Source organism: Pseudomonas sp. X4 (genome assembly GCF_040784925.1).
GTDB lineage: Bacteria > Pseudomonadota > Gammaproteobacteria > Pseudomonadales > Pseudomonadaceae > Aquipseudomonas > Aquipseudomonas putida_Z.
Genome location: NZ_CP160798.1, coordinates 190,515 through 209,957, shown reverse-complemented (window position 1 = coordinate 209,957; position 19,443 = coordinate 190,515). Strand labels below are relative to the sequence as shown.

Annotated in this window: 18 protein-coding genes; 7 read left to right on the top strand and 11 right to left on the bottom strand. The window is 62.9% G+C overall.

The genetic code is table 11. From position 1 onward, the window contains the following. Positions 1–44 precede the first annotated feature (44 nt). Together ABX298_RS00950 and ABX298_RS00945 are read left to right on the top strand one after the other, a co-directional pair. The gene (locus ABX298_RS00950; RefSeq protein WP_367393946.1) at positions 45–1,055 is read left to right on the top strand and encodes an aldo/keto reductase; all 1,011 of its coding nucleotides are present in this window, start codon (positions 45–47) and stop codon (positions 1,053–1,055) included. A gap of 71 nt (positions 1,056–1,126) precedes the next feature. After that, the gene (locus ABX298_RS00945) at positions 1,127–1,537 is read left to right on the top strand and encodes an SRPBCC family protein (RefSeq protein ID WP_025339872.1); all 411 of its coding nucleotides are present in this window, start codon (positions 1,127–1,129) and stop codon (positions 1,535–1,537) included. A 186-nt stretch (positions 1,538–1,723) separates the two neighbouring features. Here the strand turns inward: ABX298_RS00945 and ABX298_RS00940 are convergent, their stop codons facing one another. The 4 genes from ABX298_RS00940 to ABX298_RS00925 form a co-directional block, all read right to left on the bottom strand. Further along, on the bottom strand, positions 1,724–2,722 hold the full coding sequence (locus ABX298_RS00940) for a transketolase family protein (RefSeq protein ID WP_015271019.1): 999 nt from the start codon (positions 2,720–2,722) through the stop codon (positions 1,724–1,726). Next, the gene (locus tag ABX298_RS00935) at positions 2,719–3,567 is read right to left on the bottom strand and encodes a transketolase (protein ID WP_075045686.1); all 849 of its coding nucleotides are present in this window, start codon (positions 3,565–3,567) and stop codon (positions 2,719–2,721) included. Before ABX298_RS00935 ends, ABX298_RS00940 begins: the two co-directional genes overlap by 4 nt. 21 nt (positions 3,568–3,588) lie before the next feature. Continuing rightward, the gene (locus tag ABX298_RS00930; protein WP_025339858.1) at positions 3,589–4,887 is read right to left on the bottom strand and encodes an MFS transporter; all 1,299 of its coding nucleotides are present in this window, start codon (positions 4,885–4,887) and stop codon (positions 3,589–3,591) included. Positions 4,888–4,962: 75 nt separating this feature from the next. Then, positions 4,963–5,712: an SDR family NAD(P)-dependent oxidoreductase gene (locus tag ABX298_RS00925; protein ID WP_367393945.1), complete on the bottom strand. Its 750-nt coding sequence runs from the start codon at positions 5,710–5,712 to the stop codon at positions 4,963–4,965. 197 nt (positions 5,713–5,909) lie between these two features. On the opposite strand from ABX298_RS00925, the gene ABX298_RS00920 reads away from it, so the two are divergent. Both ABX298_RS00920 and ABX298_RS00915 read left to right on the top strand, forming a co-directional pair. Further along, complete coding sequence (locus ABX298_RS00920) at positions 5,910–6,830, top strand: LysR substrate-binding domain-containing protein (RefSeq protein ID WP_367393944.1); 921 nt, start codon at positions 5,910–5,912, stop codon at positions 6,828–6,830. 239 nt (positions 6,831–7,069) lie between these two features. Then, entirely contained in the window at positions 7,070–8,260 is a 1,191-nt protein-coding gene (locus ABX298_RS00915) for an MFS transporter (protein ID WP_054572478.1), read from the top strand. A 53-nt stretch (positions 8,261–8,313) separates the two neighbouring features. On the opposite strand, the gene ABX298_RS00910 is transcribed toward ABX298_RS00915, so the two are convergent. Together ABX298_RS00910 and ABX298_RS00905 are read right to left on the bottom strand one after the other, a co-directional pair. Continuing rightward, positions 8,314–8,829 carry a DUF4880 domain-containing protein gene (locus ABX298_RS00910; RefSeq protein WP_054572479.1) on the bottom strand — a complete coding sequence of 172 codons (516 nt, stop codon included), beginning with the start codon at positions 8,827–8,829 and terminating at the stop codon, positions 8,314–8,316. A 438-nt stretch (positions 8,830–9,267) separates the two neighbouring features. Continuing rightward, a complete protein-coding gene (locus tag ABX298_RS00905) occupies positions 9,268–9,579 on the bottom strand; it encodes a hypothetical protein (protein ID WP_025339827.1) in 312 nt (103 codons plus the stop codon). Between the two features lie 130 nt (positions 9,580–9,709). Here ABX298_RS00905 and ABX298_RS00900 point away from each other — a divergent pair, with 130 nt between their 5' ends. After that, complete coding sequence (locus tag ABX298_RS00900; protein ID WP_085720517.1) at positions 9,710–10,375, top strand: LexA family transcriptional regulator; 666 nt, start codon at positions 9,710–9,712, stop codon at positions 10,373–10,375. A gap of 86 nt (positions 10,376–10,461) precedes the next feature. Further along, a complete protein-coding gene (locus ABX298_RS00895; RefSeq protein WP_085720688.1) occupies positions 10,462–11,076 on the top strand; it encodes a LexA family transcriptional regulator in 615 nt (204 codons plus the stop codon). A gap of 136 nt (positions 11,077–11,212) precedes the next feature. Here the strand turns inward: ABX298_RS00895 and ABX298_RS00890 are convergent, their stop codons facing one another. The 4 genes from ABX298_RS00890 to ABX298_RS00875 are packed head-to-tail and all read right to left on the bottom strand — an operon-like array spanning position 11,213 to position 16,771. Next, the gene (locus tag ABX298_RS00890; RefSeq protein ID WP_367393943.1) at positions 11,213–13,165 is read right to left on the bottom strand and encodes an acetyl-CoA carboxylase biotin carboxylase subunit; all 1,953 of its coding nucleotides are present in this window, start codon (positions 13,163–13,165) and stop codon (positions 11,213–11,215) included. After that, positions 13,162–13,977: a gamma-carboxygeranoyl-CoA hydratase gene (locus ABX298_RS00885; RefSeq protein ID WP_367393942.1), complete on the bottom strand. Its 816-nt coding sequence runs from the start codon at positions 13,975–13,977 to the stop codon at positions 13,162–13,164. Before ABX298_RS00885 ends, ABX298_RS00890 begins: the two co-directional genes overlap by 4 nt. Positions 13,978–13,980: 3 nt before the next feature. Further along, the gene (locus tag ABX298_RS00880; RefSeq protein WP_013973340.1) at positions 13,981–15,588 is read right to left on the bottom strand and encodes a carboxyl transferase domain-containing protein; all 1,608 of its coding nucleotides are present in this window, start codon (positions 15,586–15,588) and stop codon (positions 13,981–13,983) included. A gap of 19 nt (positions 15,589–15,607) precedes the next feature. Next, positions 15,608–16,771, bottom strand: a complete 1,164-nt coding sequence (locus ABX298_RS00875) for an isovaleryl-CoA dehydrogenase (protein ID WP_013973339.1) — start codon at positions 16,769–16,771, stop codon at positions 15,608–15,610. A gap of 324 nt (positions 16,772–17,095) precedes the next feature. On the opposite strand from ABX298_RS00875, the gene ABX298_RS00870 reads away from it, so the two are divergent. Then, a complete protein-coding gene (locus ABX298_RS00870) occupies positions 17,096–18,778 on the top strand; it encodes an AMP-binding protein (RefSeq protein ID WP_075045678.1) in 1,683 nt (560 codons plus the stop codon). A gap of 427 nt (positions 18,779–19,205) precedes the next feature. On the opposite strand, the gene ABX298_RS00865 is transcribed toward ABX298_RS00870, so the two are convergent. After that, positions 19,206–19,367, bottom strand: a complete 162-nt coding sequence (locus ABX298_RS00865; protein WP_003251307.1) for a hypothetical protein — start codon at positions 19,365–19,367, stop codon at positions 19,206–19,208. Between the last annotated feature and the right edge of the window lie 76 nt (positions 19,368–19,443).

The following is a 19,443-nucleotide window of genomic DNA, read 5'->3' as shown; positions in this document are numbered from 1 at the left end:
AGCCACTGGAGTTCACAACCAACTCCCCCATCAGGAAAACGCACATGAACCTCAAATCCCTTATCGCCAACCCACTGGGCCACGGTGCCGCACCGCTGGGCAACATGTTCCGCAATGTTCCCGAGGCCGAAGTCCAGGCCACCATCGACGCCGCCTGGGCCAACGGCGTGCGCTACTACGATACCGCCCCGTTCTACGGCGCCGGCCTGTCCGAAACTCGCCTGGGCAATGCCCTGGTCGGCCGCCCACGTGACGAATACGTGCTCAGCACCAAGGTCGGCCGCATCATCCTCGACGAACTGGAAGACCCGGCAGCCCGTGAACTGGGCGAAAAAAGCGGCCTGTTCGAACACGGCAACCGCAACCGCATCGTCAACGACTACAGCGCCGACGCCACCCTGCGCTCCATCGAGGATAGCCTGCGCCGCCTGAAGACCGACCGTCTGGACATCGTCTGGATTCACGACATCGCCCAGGACTTCTACGGTGACGAATGGCTGAGCCAGTTCGAAACCGCCCGTACCGGTGCTTTCCGCGTACTGACCCGTCTGCGTGAAGAGGGCGTGATCAAGGCCTGGGGCCTGGGTGTGAACCGCGTCGAGCCGATCGAGCTGACCCTCGACCTGGAAGAAGCCCGTCCGGATGGCTTCCTGCTGGCCGGCCGCTACTCGCTGCTGGACCATGACCGCGCACTGCAACGCGTCATGCCGCAAGCGGTGGAGCAGGGTGTAGGCATCGTCGTGGGTGGCCCGTACAGCTCGGGTGTCACCGCCGGCGGCGAGCATTTCGAATACCAGAAGGCCAACGCGACCGTTCTGGCCAAGCTGGAGCGCATCCGCGCCGTGGCCCGTGCCCATGATGTGGATGTGAAGGCGGCCGCCCTGCAGTTCGCCCTGGCCCACCCGGCCGTAGTCTCGGTGATCCCGGGTTCCACCCGTCCGGCGCACGCCAACGAAGACCTCGCCGCCCTGAGCAAGGTGATCCCGATGGCCTTCTGGAATGACCTGCGCCAGCAAGGGCTGATCAACGCCCAGGCCCCGGTACCTGCTGTTTAAACCGATCTTTAAGGGCCGCTGCGCGGCCCTGCCTACCCGAATCAATGGGGCCACGCCCCGGGAGAATCATCATGGCAACTGCACAAGCTTCCATCACCCTGGCAACCGATGCCAACCGCGTTTGGCAACTGATTGGCGGTTTCGACGCGCTGCCCGACTGGCTGCCGTTCATACCCGAAAGCGCCCTGAGCGAAGGCGGCCGCGTACGCACCCTGAAGAGCGTGGCTGGCGACACCATCATCGAGCGCCTGCTGGACTTCAACGAAGCCGGCCGCAGCTACAGCTACACCATCCTCACGGGCCCGGCGCCGGTGCGTGACTACCAGTCGACCCTGCGCGTGGTGGCTGAAGGTAGCGGCTCTCGTGTGGAATGGTCCGGTTCGTTCGTGCCGGTGGGTATCAGCGATGCTGAGGCAACTGCGTTGTTCGCTGGCATCTATGAAGATGGCCTGGCGGCGCTGAAGAAAGGGCTGGAAGGCTAATACCTGTCAGCTAAGTAATTGGGGGCCGCTTTGCGGCCCATCGCCGGCAAGCCAGCTCCCACAGGTACTGCGCAGAACTCAGGAGTTGAGCGATCTCTGTGGGAGCTGGCTTGCCGGCGATGGGCTGCGTAGCAGCCCCGTTAACGCTATCTTCGTTGCTTCAGAAAATGCTACCCATAACTGCGGTTAAAGCCACGCCTTGATTTGCCTGGACACAGCGTCAGTGGAGATCCCGTAACGGTCATGCAAGGTCGGAAGTGCACCCGCATCGAGAAATGCATCCGGTAGCGCGATCTGGCGGAAGGTTGGAGTGACCCCATTGCGCAACAGCACGCCCGCAACTGCCTCTCCCAGGCCCCCTATGATCGAGTGGTTTTCCGCAGTGACCACCAGGCGACCAGGCTTGCGTGCCTCGGCGAGGATGGTCTGCTCATCGAGCGGTTTGATGGTGGGTACATGCAGCACCGATACATCCACACCGTCCTTTTGCAACTGCTCGGCAGCCTCCAGCGCACGCATGGTCATGAGGCCGCTGGCAATCAACAGCACATCCCGACCACCGCGCAGCACCTGTGCCTTGCCCAGCTGGAACTGGTAATCGTAGCGATCGAGCACCAAGGGTACATTGCCGCGCAGCAGCCTCATGTAGACCGGCCCTTGATGGGCAGCGATCGCTGGCACAGCCTGTTCGATCTCAAGCGCATCGCAGGGGTCGACGATCATCAGGTTGGGCATCGCCCGGAAGATGGCCAGGTCATCCGTGGCCTGGTGGCTAGGACCATAACCGGTGGTCAGGCCAGGCAGCCCGCAGACGATCTTGACGTTGAGGTTCTCTTCTGCGATTGCCATGCAGATGAAGTCATAGGCCCGACGGGAAGCGAATACCGCATAGGTGGTGGCAAAGGGGGTCATGCCTTCCCGTGCCATGCCAGCAGCGGCGCTCATCAGCAATTGTTCGGCCATGCCCATTTGATAGAAGCGCTCGGGGTGGGCTTTGGCGAAGATGTGCAGGTCGGTGTACTTGGACAGGTCGGCACTTAGCCCAACTATATCCTGACGTTGCTCGGCAAGGCTTGCCAGGGCATGGCCAAACGGGGCAGGGCGGGTCGGCTGGCCGTCGGCGGCAATCGAAGCGATCATGGCCGAGGTGGTCAGGCGTTTCTTGGGTGAGTTCACAGTGCTCATGCTTGGCTCCCGGCGTCCAGCGCCTTGAGGGCGAGGTCCCATTCGTTTTCATCGACGCGAATGAAGTGCGTCTTGTCGCGGTTTTCCAGGAAAGGCACGCCTTTGCCCATGCGGGTATCGCATATGATCACGCGCGGTTGCGCCCCGGTGTGGGCGCGGGCCTGGTCGAAGGCGCCGACCAGCGCATCCAGGTCATTGCCGTCCACGCGTTGAACGAACCAGCCAAAGGCTTGCCAACGGTCGACGATTGGCTCGAAGGCCAGTACCTCGCTGGAATGGCCATCCGCCTGCTGGTTGTTCACATCGATGATGGCGATCAGGTTGTCCAGGCGCCAATGGCTGGCCGACATGGCGGCCTCCCAGGTCGAGCCCTCGTTGAGCTCGCCATCGGACAGCAGGTTGTAGACCCAGCTGTCCGATCCCTTGCGTTTGAGCCCGAGGCAAGCGCCGACGGCGATGCCCAAGCCGTGGCCGAGCGAGCCACCAGTGATCTCCATGCCTGGGGTATAGGCAGCCATACCAGACATGGGCAAGCGGCTATCGTCGCTACCGTAGGTTTCAAGCTCATCCTCTGGGATTACGCTGGCCTCGATCAGTGCGGCATAGAGGGCAATCGCGTAGTGCCCGATGGACAGGTAGAAACGGTCGCGCTGCTCCCATTCGGGGTTGCCGGGGTCGAGGCGCAGCGCATGGAAATACGCGACCGCCAGCAGGTCGGCGGCGCCCAGCGCCTGGCCGACATAGCCTTGGCCTTGGACTTGCCCCATGCGCAATGCGTGGCGGCGGATATTGCGAGCGCGCACAGCCAGCGGCAGCGCCTCGGTGTAGGTAGGCACAGCAGTCATTGAAGTGACTCCTTTATCGAATCAACGATTGACCAGATGAGCCGGTACTCGCGACACCAGGAAGGCGCCAAACATGAGTACGGCCGTGATGAGATACATGCCGATGGCATTGCTGCCCAAGGTGGTAGTGACCCAGCCGATCAGGTACGGCGAGCAGAAGCCGGCAAGGTTGGCGAAACTGTTCACCGCCGCGATGCCTGCCGCCGCCGATACACCTCCCAGCAGCGTGGTGGGCAGCATCCAGAACAGCGAAGAGGCGGATAGCACTCCAGCCGCTGCGAGGCACAGGCTGAGGATCGATAGCGTCAGGCTGCTGCCCAGTGCTGCGGCGAGGCTCAGGCCCAGTGCGCCGATCAGCATGGGGATCGCCAGATGCCAGCGGCGTTCACGGTGACGGTCGCCGCTGCGCCCGGCCCACAGCATCGCGACGATGGCACACAGGTACGGCAGACTGGTCAGCAGGCCGATGTGCAAAGGTTCGCTGACGCCGGCATTACGTACCAGTGTGGGTAGCCAGAACGTGATTGCGTACTGGCCCATCACTACGCAGAAGTAGATGCCCGCCAGCAACCAGAGCCGACGGTCGCGGATGAAGTCGGCCACCGAGCCGTGGTTTACCTTGTGTTGCTCGTCTTCAGCGAGTTCCTTGCGCACCAGGGCTTTTTCTTCGTCGCTCAACCAGTGAGCCTGATCGACGCCATCCTTCAGGTAGCTCAGCACCAGAACGCCCACCAGTACCGTTGGGATGGCTTCGAGCAGGAACATCCACTGCCAGCCCGCCCAGCCGTGAACGCCGGCAAAGCGCTCCATGATCCAACCCGACAAGGGGCCACCGACCATGCCCGAGAGCGGAATCGCGATGAACCACAGCGCGGTCATCTTTGCCCGGCGGTAAGACGGGAACCAATAGGTCAGGTACAGCAGAAGCCCTGGTGCCAGGCCTGCTTCGGCGATCCCCAGCAAAAACCGCAGGGTATAGAATTGCCAGGCTGTCTCCACCAGGGCGAACATCGCCGAGATGATGCCCCAGGTGATCATGATGCGAGCGATCCAGCGTCGAGCGCCCACTTTGTGCAGAATGATGTTGCTGGGCACCTCGCAGAGAAAGTAGCCAATGAAGAACATGCCGGCGCCCAGTCCGTAGACCGCTTCGGAAAGGGCCAGGTCGTCCATCATCTGCAGCTTCGCAAAGCCGACATTGACCCTGTCCAGATAGGCGCACAGGTAGCAGAGCATGAGAAAAGGCATCAGTCGCCAGGCCGTTTTACGGTAGGCACTGCTGCGTGCGGCGGATACCGCATCGAGCGCTAATGTGGTCATTCGTTCTGATCTCTTGTTGTTATCGAACGCGTGGCCTGCGCCGGGCTCGGGTGCAGGTCACGATGCACCGGGTGCTCAGTGGATCAGCATCCCGCCGTTGACATCCAGGGTAATGCCCGTCAGGTAGCTGGACAGGTCACTGGCCAGGAACAAAGCCGCATTGGCGACATCGCGCGCCTCACCCAGGCGGCCCAGCGGGATGCCTTCGATGATGGCGTGACGGCGCTCATCCTGCATGAGGCCACCGGTGATGTCAGTGTGAATCAGGCCTGGTGTGATCGAGTTGACGCGAATATTGTCCGGTCCCAGTTCACGGGCCATCGCCTTGCCCAATCCAAGCACGCCAGCCTTCGCCGCGCTGTAGTGAGGGCCTCCGAAGATGCCGCCACCACGCTGGGCAGACACAGAAGACATGCAGATGATGCTGCCAGCGCGTTGCGCCCGCATGGTTGGGATCACCGCCTGGGACATCAGCAAGGTGCCACGAAGGTTCACGTTGAGAATCCGGTCATAGTCAGCCCCTGTGATTTCCAGGGTTTTCACCGGTTGAGTGATGCCGGCGTTGTTTACCAGCACGTCGATCCGGCCGAATTGCGCGAGCACTTGAGCGATGGCATCACGCACTTGTGCTTCATCGGCAACGTTGGCAGACACGCCGAGGTGGCCTTCGCCGAGTGAAGCGGCAGCCTCGGTTGCGGCAGAGGCGTCCAGGTCCAGAATCGCGACTTTGGCGCCCTGAGCGGCAAACGCCTGGGCTGTTGCGCGGCCGATGCCGCGGGCAGAGGCCGCGCCAGTGATCACGGCAAATTTTCCTGTTAACAGCATCGAAGGTGCTCCAGATGGTTGTTGTTGTGAGCGGCGGTTCCGGCAGAACCGATAGGCACAGCTTCGTTCGGGACAGCACCCCGAGCAACGCTGCCTCCTTCACCCGGTGCTGAAAAAAATTCAGCCCTCGACTTGTGCCTTGGGCTTACAGGAAGGTAAAAGCCTTGGTATCGCTTCGAATCTGTCAGGAAATGGTCATGAGCCTGGACATCCTCAGAAAATCGCCTCAGATCCCTTCCCTGAAAGCAATTCAGGCCTTCGAGCAAGTTGCTCGCTTCGCCAACGTTGCACGGGCCGCAGAGCAGTTGAACCTCACACCCTCTGCGGTGAGCCACCAGATCGCCAATCTGGAAGCCTTGATCGGTCGTCCATTGTTCATTCGCGAGGCGCGCGGTGTTGCATTGACCCCGGCCGGAGAGCAGTACCTGCGCGAGGTGTCAGGCATATTGCAAAGCCTGGCTACGGCCACCGAGCGCGCCGGCAACTCGGTGGGCTTCGATTGCTTGCGGCTTCATTCCGCGCCTAGCTTCGGCCTGCTCTGGTTGCTGCCACGCCTGGACCATTTTCGTAACAGTCATCCGCAGATCCAGATCAACCTGTCGTGCTCCTACGAGTCGCTGCACTTCGGCCGCCATCAGATCGATCTGGATATCCGTCATGGCTACCCCAACTGGCCCAGCCTGGAAGTGCGCACCATCCGGCATGAGCGTGCAACTGTGCTGGCCTCGCCACAGCTTCTCGAGCGTACGCCTATCAAGCAGCCCAGCGATCTGCTGGGGCAGAACCTGATCCTGTCGGAAGCCGCATTGGTGCAATGGCCCCAATGGTTCGCCCAGCAAGGCGTGGCGTTGCCACAAACCCCCTACGCCCTGAGCTTCGATCGCTCCTACATGAGCCTGGAGGCCGCCAGCCATGGGTATGGGTTGGCCTTGGAGAGTTCCCTGCTGGCGCAGGACTATATCGCCCGGGGCGAGTTGGTACCGGTATTTGCGGAAGACTTGGCGACGCCCGTCAGTGCCCACCACCTGGTATTTCCGCGAGGCCATGCTGAAGCTCCCAGGGTTCGCCAGTTCCTTGAATGGGTGCAGGGCCAGCTCGGTCATGACTTCAATTACTGAGAGCAGTTTGCACAACAGATCAACTGCGCTAGGGGCCGGCTATCGAGTCAGCAGAAGGCTGGATAGCACCAGAACTCAACGGTAATAAGCAACAAGGGAAAAGCCCTACAACGCTATCGGAAGTTTCGCTGCCCGGTTCGGGTTGTACATCTTCAGGGTGTCGCTACCATCAGGGCTCGGCGCTTACATGGAGTTTCCAGTGACTACTTCCGGCAATACAAGAAGGCGAGGTTGGTAGCGTGAATCAGCCCTTGGGTTCGCTCAGTAGCTTTCTGCGCTCGGCCTTGCTGATTCTGTTGTGTCTATTGGGCGTATTCCCTCTGGATGTGATCCTGCCATCATTCCCAGCGCTCGCAGGCGAGTTTCACGTCGAGCCACAGCAGATAGCTTACTCGGTGAGCTTCTTTGCGTTTGGTGTCGCCTTGGCGCAAATCGTGATCGGGCCATTGGCGGATGGCATGGGGCGCAAGCGGTTGTTGCTCGCTGGGTTGGGAGTGTCCATTGCAGGGGCAATGGGTTGTGTACTTTCAACCCGCTATGAGACGTTCATGGCGTTCCGTTTGCTGCAGGCCTTGGGTTGCGGGAGTTTCGTGCTGGGCCAGGCGCTCGTGCAGGATCTGTACAGTGGTAGGCAGCGCAATGCCATGCGTATCCTGCTGACCAGCGCAAGTGGGCTGTTCATCTCGTTGTCACCGGTCGCAGGCGCTTTTCTCCAACAATCCTTTGGCTGGAAGGGCAGTTTTACGGTATTCGCTTTCATAGCCGTGACCGTTTCATGCCTGTCATATGCATTGCTGCAGGACACGCCTGCATCGCGAGGCCGTACGTCGGGCATGCGCTGCTACTGGGTCATGCTGCGTGATACGACCTATCTTGCGCACTCCCTGTTGTCCAGCCTCGCGTTTGCCTGCCATTTTTCCTTCATCGTTGTCGCGCCATTGGCGTTGATGGACAGCCTGGGGCTGACGCCATATCAATTCTCGGTGGTATTTATCGCCTATGGGCTTGCGTATATCGTTGGCGGAGTAGCCGCGACCTATTTGAACAACCGCGTAAGCCCGCAGGTTCAGATCAAGACGGGATTCCTGCTCATAGCTGCCGGGGGCATCACGCTGTTTATCTGGGAGCAGGTTGCAGGGTTGACGGTGGCGAGTCTTATGCTGCCGATGATCATCTGCACGACGGGGACAACGCTGGTGCGTCCTGCTGCGACGACCCAAGCCTTGGCGCGTTACCCGCAGCAAGCCGGTGCGGCAGCGTCGCTCAATACGACATTGTTGTTCGCAGGTGGTGGTTTGGCCGGCAGTCTTGTTGCTGGCGTCGAAAGCGAGCTGCCGATGAGCCTGGGGCTTCTGTTCCTGGGTATCAGTTTGTGCGGATGGCTACTGCTTGCATGCCTGACGGAAACGCTGACCAGCACTCGAACTTGATAACGACCGAGCCATCCGCGGTGAAAACGATAACGGTGTAGCGCAGGTGTTGATCAGGCCCAGAAACCAAACAGCACCAACGCCGCCACGCCAAGCCCGACCGCAACCGAACAGCCGCCCAACGACAGCGCCGCCCGACCTTGCCGGTACCAACCATCCTGGCCCAGTTGCCGTGCCGGTGCCAACAGGCTGCGCCAGTGCATTTCCGTGTCATGAAACGCCTGCAAGTTCGCCATGTCCGCATCCAGCCAACGGCGAAAATCGATCCGCTCGCACGCCGTCACCTGTGGGCTCTGCAAGCGCACATACCATTGCCCGGCAACACTCGCCAGCACATCCCGGCGCGAGCGACCGGCCTGCAGTGCCTGGTCCATGTGCCGCTCGATGCTCGCCAATGGCAGATCGAGGCGGGCGGCGATGCTGGCGAAGTCCAGTTGGTCGAGGCGGTTGAGCAGGAATACTTGTTGCACACGCCGTGGCAGGCGTCTCAGGACGTGCAGCAGGGCGTCGTCGGCATGATGTTCGGCAGCAGAGGTTGGGTGTTCAAGGGGCAGCAGCAGACGGCTCATGGGCAGCTCCTTGCTCTATGGAGGGGGGAGGGATGGGGGCATCTTCCGTGATGCGTGATCAGCGTAGGTGAAACGAGATTGATTCTCAAGTGCTGATTTCGCAAAGTTTTGTAATGAGCGTTCACGCCCTGAAACACCTTTGCTATCATGCGCGCCATCACGATCTTCATTAGCCTGAAGAGCCAAAAAAAAGACCCAGCAAAAAGCTGGGTCAAAAACCGTGATTAGCCTGATGAGGAGATAATCTGAGAGCGACCTAAGCTCCAGGTTATCCAGCAGATCTCGCGATCAGCTGAGTGCAATAATAATCGTTATCATTTGCCAGTCAAATGAATTTTCGCTAATCCGGTAAAAAAGTTTTACCGGTGCGCTTCCTTGTCCCGGCAATCGGGGCCTTCGCCGTTACCCGGCCATCACGTTCTCTCCCTTCTTTCTTGCTTACAAACCCGATTCCACGGTGCGTTTGTGCTCGAGCAGTGCGCGCGCCATGTCCATCATGTGCATCAGGGCAAAGGTCAGTTCGCGCTGGCTGCCGTGCTGGTGGGTAGCAGTTTCCTGCGCGGTGGCGGCGGCGCAGCGCAGCAGGGCGATGGCGTGTTCCTGGGCCTGGTCGCCGGTTACACCCTCGTGCAGGGTCCAGATCCTGTTGTCCAGGGTGGGACGCGGCGGGTTGGGGTTGAGGTAGTAGTCGAGGGCGCGGCGGGCGGCTTCGCTGTCGAGATCTGTTTCGTCGTTTTTCGGGGGTTTCATCCTGATACCTGCTAACACCAGTGGGGAAAGGGCTCAGGTCGATACTAATACCTAAAGTATTTTTGTGCTTTCCGATAAATAATACTGAATGTTTATTGAGCGCTAGAAGGCAGTCCGTATCGTGCCAGCGATGAATATGGATAAATGGATTGCCCTCGTCCGTGACCGGATGGAGGAGCTAGGGCTCACTCAGGAGCAGCTTGCCGAGCGCGTTGGCGTGTCTCAAGGCAGCGTGGGGCATTGGGTGAACAAGCGGCGTCAGCCGAAGATCGAGTCGATGAACCGCACGTTCGTCGAGATTGGCATGCCCCATTACAACGTCAGCCTGCAGTTGCGCATTGTTGGTCAGGTCGGCGAGGAGCGTGGCATTTACGAGGTCGATGACTCCGATGATGACCTGGACCTCATGCAATACATCGTGTGCTTCCGCTACCCGGTGCTGGGCTGGGATGAGCTAGGTATCGCAGAGGGGGAGGAGCCAGGTGTGTTCGAGCAGACGGACTACCTGGCCCAAGGCAAGGCGTTCTGGCTGACTGTCGAGAATGATGCGATGAGTGCCGCCAGTGGCCGCAGTGTGCCGCAGGGCATGCGGATGTTGGTGGATCCTGGGGTAGATGCCGAGCCAGGGCGTCTGGTTATCGCTCGTCAGCCGGGCAAACCTGCGATCTTCCGTGAGTTGGCGGAGGAAGGTGGGCAACGGTACCTGAAGGCACTCAACAGCAACTACCCGGCGCTGTTGTGTGAGGAAGGCTGCGAGTTTCTGGGTGTGGTCGTGCGAGTGCATGGTTCCTTCTAGATTGCCGGGGCTGCTGCGCAGCCCTTTCGCGACACAAGGCCGCTCCTACAGGGATGGCGCAAGTCTTGGAGCTGCAGTATCCGCTCATGGAAAACTGGATCGCGTTTCTCAAGCGCTACAAGCGTGAACACAACCTCAGCCAGCTCAAGCTGGCCGAACGCCTGGGCATGACACAGGGCGGCGTAGGGCATTGGTTGCGCGGTTCACGACGGCCGACACTGGAGACCATCAACGAAAAGCTCGAGAAGCTTGGGTTGGTGTCTCTTGAGGCCCAAGTCATGGTGGTCGAGCGTGGCATTGCGTCTGAAGCCTCAGGGTGTAGTGCGAGCTATCGTTTCCCCGTGCTGAGCTGGGCCGATTTGCAGGGGCCTTTGCCTGAGGCGAGCAAATCCCATGAACAGACGGACTATATGCCCGCCGGCAATGCCTTCTGGCTGGTGGTGGAAAACGACTCGATGAATGCCGCCAGTGGCAGGAGCGTGCCTGAGGGTATGCGTGTGCTGGTGGATACCGGCCTGCCGGCGGAGCCAGGCCGGTTGGTGATTGCGCGGCAGCCCGGGCGGCCGGCAGTGTTGCGGCAGTTGGTCGAGGAGGGCGGAGACAGGATGCTCAAACCGCTGAATACGCGCTATCCGACAGTCCTGTGTGAAGACGGCTGCGAATTTCTGGGTGTGGTCGTGCGGGGGCACGGGGTCTTCTAGATTGCCGGGGCTGCTGCGCAGCCCTTTCGCGACACAAGGCCGCTCCTACAAGTACCGCACCAACCTCAGGGTATGCACCGTACCTGTAGGAGCGGCCTTGTGTCGCGAAAGGGCCGCAAAGCGGCCCCCAGGACTCTTACTCCGCCAGTTCGACCAGCACCGTCCCTTCGCTGACCATATCCCCTTCCTGGCAGAACAACGCCTTCACCGTGCCGCCATGCGGCGCGCGAATGCTGTGCTCCATCTTCATGGCCTCCAGCACTACCAGCGCCGTACCTGCCTCCACCACCTGCCCAGGCTCCACCAGCACCCGCACGATGCTGCCGTTCATGGGCGCGCCCAGGCCGCCCTGGTGGCTGTGGCTGGCCTCGGCCTCGGCGATCGGGTCGAAGGCTTCGATGGCATGCATCTCGCCGTCCCAGTGCAAGTACAGCGTGCCACCGCGGCGGATCGCCAGATGCTGGCGACGCACGCCAGCCTGGTCATGTACCAACTGCTCGCCCAGCAACTGCCAGGTAGACGCAGCGCTGCGCTCCAGGGCGACTGCCTGGTCCTGCCCGCCACTGACCAGGTGCAGGCTGCTGCGCGCCGGCAGGCCCAGGCGCAGGCCGTTGCGCTCGGCCCACGGCGAACTGCGGTCGTCCTCCCGCTGGTGTGCGGCCTGGCCCTGCAACCAGGCCTCGGCCGCGGCTTCCCAGAAGCCTGCCGGCAGCGCTTGCGGCGCGGGCAGCAAAACCTCCTGGTGACGCGGAATGAAGCCAGTATCCAGTTCCGCTGCAGCAAACGCCGGGTGGGCGAGAATGCGCCGCAGGAAGGCGATGTTGGTCTTCAACCCGCCAATGGCAAATTCGTCGAGCATGGCCAGCAAACGCAGGCGCGCCTGCTCGCGGTCTTCGCCCCAGGCGATCAGCTTGCCCAGCATCGGGTCGTAGAACGGCGACACTACATCACCTTCGCTGACCCCGCTGTCCACCCGTCGCCCTTCGCCGGCCGCCGACTCGCGGTACAGCGCCAGCTTGCCGGTCGCGGGCAGGAATTCGTTGGCCGGGTCCTCGGCATACAGGCGCACTTCGATGGCATGGCCGATCAGCGGCACCTGTTCCTGGGTGATCGGCAGGGCCTCGCCGCAGGCCACGCGAATCTGCCAGGCCACCAGATCAAGCCCGGTAATGGCCTCGGTGACCGGGTGCTCCACCTGCAGGCGGGTGTTCATCTCCATGAAGAAGAATTCGCCACGGGCATCGAGCAAAAACTCCACGGTGCCGGCGCCCACGTAGCCGATGGCCTGGGCCGCGCGTACCGCCGCCTCACCCATGGCCCGGCGCAATTCGGCTGACAGGCCTGGCGCAGGGGCTTCTTCCACCACCTTCTGGTGGCGGCGCTGTATCGAGCAGTCACGCTCGTTGAGGTACAGGCAGTTGCCGTGCTGGTCGGCGAATATTTGGATTTCCACATGGCGCGGCTTGAGCACGTACTTTTCCACCAGCATGCGCGCATCGCCGAACGACGACTGCGCCTCACGCTGGGCCGAGGCCAGGGCGTCGGCCAGCTGGCTTTCTTCCTCGACCACTTTCATGCCCTTGCCACCGCCGCCGGCGCTGGCCTTGAGCAGCACCGGGTAGCCGATGCGTTCGGCGGCGGCACGGAAGGTGTCCAGGTCCTGGGCTTCGCCGTGGTAGCCCGGCACCAGTGGCACGCCAGCGGCTTCCATCAGTGCCTTGGCCGCCGACTTGCTGCCCATGGCGTCGATGGCGCTGGCCGGTGGGCCGAGGAAGATCAACCCGGCCTCTTCGATGGCACGGGCGAAGCCTGCGTTCTCGGACAGGAAGCCATAGCCCGGGTGGATGGCCTGGGCGCCGCTGGCCTTGGCTGCGGCCAGCAGCTTGTCGACCAGCAGGTAGCTTTCGGCAGCCTTGGTGCCGCCGAGGTCGACGCGGATATCGGCTTCGCGGCTGTGCCGGGCATCACGGTCGGTGGCGCTGTGCACGGCCACGGTGGTCAGGCCCATGGCCTTGGCGGTGCGCATCACCCGGCAGGCGATTTCGCCGCGGTTGGCGACCAGCAGGGTGGTCAAAGCGGGGCGGCTCATGGGCGCGGCTCCTTCTTGTCGTCGGTTTGCCAGGCGGGGCGGCGTTTTTCCAGGAAGGCGCGCAGGCCCTCCTGGCCTTCGGCGCTGACGCGGATGCGGGCGATGGTGTTTTCGCAGTAGCGGCGCAGGGCCGGGCTGAGTTCGCCGTCGTCCACTTCACGCAGCAGGTCCTTGGTGGCGCGCAGCGCTTGCGGGCTGTTTTGCAGCAGGTTGTTCACCCAGGTTTCGACCTGAGCGTCCAGTTCGCTGGCCGGGTAGACCTCGGCCAGCAGGCCCAGCTCGCGGGCCCGCACGCCGCTGAAACGCTCGGCGGTGAGGGCATAGCGGCGTGCGGCACGCTCGCCGATGGCCTTGACCACGAACGGGCTGATCACTGCCGGGGCCAGGCCTATGCGTACTTCCGACAGGCAAAGCTGGGCGTCTTCGGCGCCGATGGCCATGTCGCAGCAGCTGATCAGGCCCAGCGCGCCGCCAAAGGCCGCGCCTTGCACCACGGCCAGGGTCGGCGCCTTGAGGCGGTGCAGGGCGTACATCAGCTCGCCCAGCTCGCGGGCATCATCCAGGTTGGTGTTGAAATCCAGCTGCGCCGACTGCTGCATCCAGGCCAGATCGGCGCCGGCGCTGAAGTGCTGGCCGCGGCCGCGCAGCAGCACGAAGCGTAGGCTGGCGTCCTCGGCCAACTGGTCGAGGGCGACGATCAGCTCGCGGATCATCAAGGCGTTGAAGGCGTTGTTCTTGTCCTCGCGGCTCAGCCACAGGGTGGCGAAGCCGCGCGGGTCGCGGATCACTTCGAGGGTGCTGAAATCGCTCATGGGTCACATCCGGAAAATGCCGAAGCGGCTCTGTTCGATCGGTGCGTTCAGCGCGGCGGACAACGCCAGGCCGAGCACGTCGCGGGTCTGTGCCGGGTCGATGACACCGTCGTCCCACAGGCGGGCGCTGGAGTAGTAGGGGTGGCCCTGGTGCTCGTACTGGTCAAGGATCGGCTGTTTGAGCCGGGCTTCGTCTTCGGCGCTGAACGGGTGGCCACTGCGCTCGCTCTGTTCGCGCTTGACCTGGGCCAGCACGCCGGCGGCCTGTTCGGCCCCCATCACGCCAATCCGCGCGTTGGGCCACATCCACAGGAAGCGCGGGTCGTAGGCACGGCCGCACATGCCATAGTTGCCGGCGCCAAAGCTGCCGCCGATGATCACCGTGAACTTCGGCACCTGGGCGCAGGCCACGGCAGTGACCAGCTTGGCGCCGTGCTTGGCGATGCCGCCTTCTTCGTACTTCTTGCCGACCATGAAGCCGGTGATGTTCTGCAGGAACAGCAGCGGAATGCCGCGCTGGCAGGCCAGTTCGATGAAGTGCGCGCCTTTTTGCGCGGCCTCGGCGAACAGGATGCCGTTGTTGGCGAGGATCGCCACCGGGTAGCCGTGCAGGTGGGCGAAGCCGCACACCAGGGTGGTACCGAACAGCGCCTTGAACTCGTCGAACACCGAGCCGTCGACCAGGCGCGCGATCACCTCGCGCACGTCGAACGGTTGCTTGGCGTCGGCCGGCACCACGCCATACAGCTCATCGGCGGCATACAGCGGTGCCACCGGGGCCAGGCGCTGCAGCTTGCCCAGCTTGTGCCAGTTGAGGTTGGCCACGCTGCGTCGGGCCAGGGCCAGGGCGTGTTCGTCGTTGTCAGCATAGTGGTCGGCCACGCCGCTGGTGCGGCAGTGCACATCGGCGCCGCCGAGGTCTTCGGCGCTCACAACCTCACCGGTGGCGGCCTTTACCAGTGGAGGGCCGGCGAGGAAGATGGTCGCTTGCTGGCGCACCATGATCGCTTCGTCGGCCATCGCGGGCACGTAGGCACCGCCGGCGGTGCACGAGCCCATCACCACGGCAATCTGCGGAATGCCCAGTGCGCTCATGTTGGCCTGGTTGAAGAAGATCCGCCCGAAGTGCTCGCGGTCGGGGAACACTTCGTCCTGGCGTGGCAGGTTGGCGCCGCCGGAGTCCACCAGGTAGATGCACGGCAGGCGGTTCTGCAGGGCGATGGTCTGCGCACGCAGGTGCTTCTTCACCGTCAGCGGGTAGTAGGAACCGCCTTTGACCGTGGCGTCGTTGGCCACGATCATGCATTCCACGCCTTCGACGCGGCCGATGCCGGCGATCACGCCCGCAGCGGGCACGTCTTCGCCATATACCTCATGGGCAGCCAGTTGGCCGATTTCGAGGAACGGCGAGCCCGGGTCCAGCAGGCGGTCGATACGCTCGCGCGGCAGCAGCTTGCCACGTGAAGTGTGCCGCTCCTGGGCCTTGGGCCCACCGCCCTGGGCCACTTGGGCGAGCAGGCCGCGCAGGGCCTGGACCTGTTCGAGCATGGCCGCGCTGTTGCCGGCGAACTCCGCCGAACGCGGGTTGATCTGGGTGTGCAAGGTAGCCATGTGCGCCCGTCCCTTGTGCTCAGCGGGTTTCGTTGAACAGTTCGCGACCGATCAGCATCCGGCGGATTTCGCTGGTGCCGGCACCGATCTCGTACAGCTTGGCGTCGCGCAGCAGGCGGCCCGCCGGGAATTCGTTGATATAGCCATTGCCACCCAGAATCTGGATCGCCTCCAGGGCCATTTGCGTGGCGCGCTCGGCGGTGTACAGGATCACCCCGGCGGCGTCCTTGCGGGTGGTCTCGCCACGGTCGCAGGCCTGGGCCACGGCATACAGGTAGGCGCGGCTGGCGTTGAGCTGGGTGTACATGTCGGCGATCTTGCCCTGGATCAGCTGGAACTCGCCGATGCTCTGGCCGAACTGCTTGCGGTCGTGAATGTAGGGCACCACCAGGTCCATGCAGCTTTGCATGATGCCGGTCGGGCCGCCGGACAGCACCACGCGCTCGTAGTCCAGGCCGCTCATCAGCACGCGCACGCCACCGTTGAGCTGGCCGAGGATGTTTTCTTCCGGCACTTCGACGCCGTCGAAGAACAGCTCGCAGGTGTTGGAGCCACGCATGCCCAGCTTGTCGAACTTGTTGCTGCGGCTGAAGCCTTTCCAGTCACGCTCGACGATGAACGCGGTGATGCCGTGCGCGCCCTTTTCCAGGTCGGTCTTGGCGTAGATCACATAGGTGTTGGCGTCCGGGCCGTTGGTGATCCAGGTCTTGCTGCCGTTGAGCACGTAGTGGTCGCCGCGCTTTTCCGCGCGCAGCTTCATCGATACCACGTCGGAACCGGCGTTGGGCTCGCTCATGGCCAGGGCGCCGATGTGCTCGCCGCTGATCAGCTTGGGCAGGTACTTGAGCTTCTGCTCGTGGCTGCCGTTGCGGTTGATCTGGTTGACGCAGAGGTTGGAGTGGGCACCGTAGGACAGGGCCACCGAGGCCGAGCCACGGCTGATTTCTTCCATCGACACCACGTGGGCCAGGTAGCCCAGGCCGGCGCCGCCGTATTCTTCCGGCACGGTGATGCCCAGCAGGCCCATGTCGCCGAACTTGCGCCACATGTCGGCCGGGAACAGGTTGTCGTGGTCGATTTGCGCGGCGCGCGGGGCCAGTTCGGCGGCGACGAAGGTGCGCACCTGGTCGCGGAGCATGTCGATGGTTTCGCCCAGGGCGAAGTTCAGGGTGGGGTAATGCATGCTGGGGCACCTTGCTTGTTCTTGAAATATGGGAAACACCCTGGCTCAAGGATCTGGCGCCGGACCCTGTGGGAGCGGGCGTGCCCGCGAATGCGTCAGCAGGACCACCGTCATTGCCTGAGTGATCGCATTCGCGGGCACGCCCGCTCCCACAGGGTTCGGCGTCAAGCCTGAGGGATGGTGTCGTTCATCACCTTTACGTTAACGTAAACCTGCATGCGCTTACTGTCAATCGACTCATCACCTTTACGTAAACGTAAATCTGCGCCAGAGTATTCCCGCTTGCTTCAGTCGTGCCCAGAACAACCACAAGAAGGGACACCCATGAGTCAACCAAGCTATACCCGCGGTCGCCAGGACCAAGCCTTGCTGACCCAGACCATCGGCCAGGCCTTCGACGCCACCGTGGCCCGTTGTGCCGACGGCGAGGCCCTGGTGTCGCGCCATCAGGGCCTGCGCTACAGCTGGCGGCAGTTGGCCGAGCAGGTCGAGGTGCATGCTCGTGCCCTGATGGCCCTGGGCGTTAACACCGGCGATCGGGTCGGCATCTGGTCGCCCAACTGCGCCCAGTGGTGCATCCTGCAGCTGGCCAGCGCCAAGGTCGGCGCGATTCTGGTCAACATCAACCCGGCCTACCGCGTGGGCGAGCTGGAATACGTGCTGCGCCAGTCCGGTTGCCGCTGGCTGGTATGTGCCGATGCCTTCAAGACGTCCGACTACCACGCCATGGTCCAGGAACTGGCGCCGGAGCTGGCCAGCGCCACCCCGGGTGAAATGGCCAGTGAACGCCTGCCCGACCTGCGCGGTGTGGTCAGCCTGGCCGCCAACCCGCCGGCAGGCTTCCTGCCTTGGCAAGCGCTGGCCGAGCGGGCAGGGCAGACCTCCGTCGAGGCTTACGCGAAGCGCCAGCAAAGCCTGCAGTTCGACCAGCCGGTGAACATCCAGTACACCTCCGGCACCACCGGCGCACCGAAGGGCGCCACGCTCAGCCACTACAACATCCTCAACAACGGCTTCATGGTCGGCGAAAGCCTGGGCCTGACCGCACGCGACCGCATGGTGGTCCCGGTGCCGCTGTACCACTGCTTCGGCATGGTCATGGCCAACCTCGGTTGCATCACCCATGGCAGCACCATGATCTACCCCAACGACGCCTTCGACGCCGAGCTCACCCTGCGCGCCGTGGCCGAAGAGCGCGCCAGCATTCTCTATGGCGTGCCAACCATGTTCATCGCCATGCTCGACCACCCCGCGCGCGCGCAAATGGACCTGTCGACCCTGCGCAGCGGCATCATGGCCGGCGCCACTTGCCCGATCGAGGTGATGCGCCGGGTCATCGACCAGATGCACATGGCCGAAGTGCAGATTGCCTACGGCATGACCGAAACCAGCCCGGTGTCGCTGCAGACCGGCCCGGACGACGACCTGGAGCTGCGCGTGACCACCGTCGGCCGCACCCAGCCGCAGCTGGAGAACAAGCTGGTGGACGCCGACGGCTGCATCGTCCCGCGCGGCGAGATCGGCGAGCTGTGCACCCGCGGCTACAGCGTGATGCTCGGCTACTGGGACAACCCCCAGGCCACGGCAGATGCCATCGACCCGGCCGGCTGGATGCATTCGGGCGACCTGGCGGTGATGGACGAGCACGGCTATGTGCGCATTGTCGGGCGCAACAAGGACATGATCATTCGCGGCGGCGAGAACATCTACCCGCGTGAACTGGAAGAGTTCTTCTACACCCACCCGGCGGTGGCTGATGCGCAGGTGATCGGCATCCCGTGCAGCCGTTATGGCGAGGAAATCGTCGCCTGGATCAAGCTGCACCCGGGGCACAGTGCCACGGTCGAGGAACTGCAGGGCTGGTGCAAGGCGCGCATTGCACACTTCAAGGTGCCGCGGCATATCCGCTTTGTCGACGAGTACCCGATGACGGTGACCGGCAAGGTGCAGAAGTTCCGCATGCGGGAGATCAGTGTGGCGGAGATATCGGCTTTAACTGCTGGTTGATGTATTGATGCTGCCGGCCCTTTCGCGGGTGAACCCGCTCCCACAGGCACAGCGCCGCGTTCGAGGTCGGCGCGGTCCCTGTGGGAGAAGTTCCGCATGCGGGAGATCAGTGTGGCGGAGATCTCGGCTTTAACTTCTGGTTGATGTATTGATGCTGCCGGCCCTTTCGCGGGTGAACCCACTCCCACAGGCACAGCGCCGCGTTCGAGGTCGGCGCGGTCCCTGTGGGAGAAGTTCCGCATGCGGGAGATCAGTGTGGCGGAGATCTCGGCTTTAACTGCTGGTTGATGTATTGATGCTGGCGGCCCTTTCGCGGGTGAACCCGCTCCCACAGGTACAGCGCCGCGTTCGAGGTCGGCGCGGTCCCTGTGGGAGCGGGTTCACCCGCGAAAGGGCCGGTCCTGCCTATGTCGATCCTGGTCTACCCTTAAGCCTTCACCGGTGGTTCCTGGCTCGGCGGGTCGCCCACCGTCGGCGGCACGGTCGGCTTGATCGGCAGCTCGTCCGGGTCTTCCTCCGGCACGGGCGGCGGCAGGCTCGGGTCGTCGATGTTGGGATCGGGAGTCTCCGGTGGAATGGGAATGTTCATGGCCTGACCTCGCTTGGGTAATTGAAGAGGTGCTGCAGGCTTCGACCCCTGGCAGCTGCCGTTCGCTCAATTTTTT

Excerpts from the sequence above, each read along its gene's own strand:
- ABX298_RS00950 (WP_367393946.1), top strand. The coding sequence starts at position 45 with ATGAACCTCAAATCCCTTATCGCCAACCCACTGGGCCACGGTGCCGCA.
- ABX298_RS00945 (WP_025339872.1), top strand. The coding sequence starts at position 1,127 with ATGGCAACTGCACAAGCTTCCATCACCCTGGCAACCGATGCCAACCGC.
- ABX298_RS00940 (WP_015271019.1), bottom strand. The coding sequence starts at position 2,722 with ATGAGCACTGTGAACTCACCCAAGAAACGCCTGACCACCTCGGCCATG.
- ABX298_RS00935 (WP_075045686.1), bottom strand. The coding sequence starts at position 3,567 with ATGACTGCTGTGCCTACCTACACCGAGGCGCTGCCGCTGGCTGTGCGC.
- ABX298_RS00930 (WP_025339858.1), bottom strand. The coding sequence starts at position 4,887 with ATGACCACATTAGCGCTCGATGCGGTATCCGCCGCACGCAGCAGTGCC.
- ABX298_RS00925 (WP_367393945.1), bottom strand. The coding sequence starts at position 5,712 with ATGCTGTTAACAGGAAAATTTGCCGTGATCACTGGCGCGGCCTCTGCC.
- ABX298_RS00920 (WP_367393944.1), top strand. The coding sequence starts at position 5,910 with ATGAGCCTGGACATCCTCAGAAAATCGCCTCAGATCCCTTCCCTGAAA.
- ABX298_RS00910 (WP_054572479.1), bottom strand. The coding sequence starts at position 8,829 with ATGAGCCGTCTGCTGCTGCCCCTTGAACACCCAACCTCTGCTGCCGAA.
- ABX298_RS00905 (WP_025339827.1), bottom strand. The coding sequence starts at position 9,579 with ATGAAACCCCCGAAAAACGACGAAACAGATCTCGACAGCGAAGCCGCC.
- ABX298_RS00900 (WP_085720517.1), top strand. The coding sequence starts at position 9,710 with ATGAATATGGATAAATGGATTGCCCTCGTCCGTGACCGGATGGAGGAG.
- ABX298_RS00895 (WP_085720688.1), top strand. The coding sequence starts at position 10,462 with ATGGAAAACTGGATCGCGTTTCTCAAGCGCTACAAGCGTGAACACAAC.
- ABX298_RS00890 (WP_367393943.1), bottom strand. The coding sequence starts at position 13,165 with ATGAGCCGCCCCGCTTTGACCACCCTGCTGGTCGCCAACCGCGGCGAA.
- ABX298_RS00885 (WP_367393942.1), bottom strand. The coding sequence starts at position 13,977 with ATGAGCGATTTCAGCACCCTCGAAGTGATCCGCGACCCGCGCGGCTTC.
- ABX298_RS00880 (WP_013973340.1), bottom strand. The coding sequence starts at position 15,588 with ATGGCTACCTTGCACACCCAGATCAACCCGCGTTCGGCGGAGTTCGCC.
- ABX298_RS00875 (WP_013973339.1), bottom strand. The coding sequence starts at position 16,771 with ATGCATTACCCCACCCTGAACTTCGCCCTGGGCGAAACCATCGACATG.
- ABX298_RS00870 (WP_075045678.1), top strand. The coding sequence starts at position 17,096 with ATGAGTCAACCAAGCTATACCCGCGGTCGCCAGGACCAAGCCTTGCTG.
- ABX298_RS00865 (WP_003251307.1), bottom strand. The coding sequence starts at position 19,367 with ATGAACATTCCCATTCCACCGGAGACTCCCGATCCCAACATCGACGAC.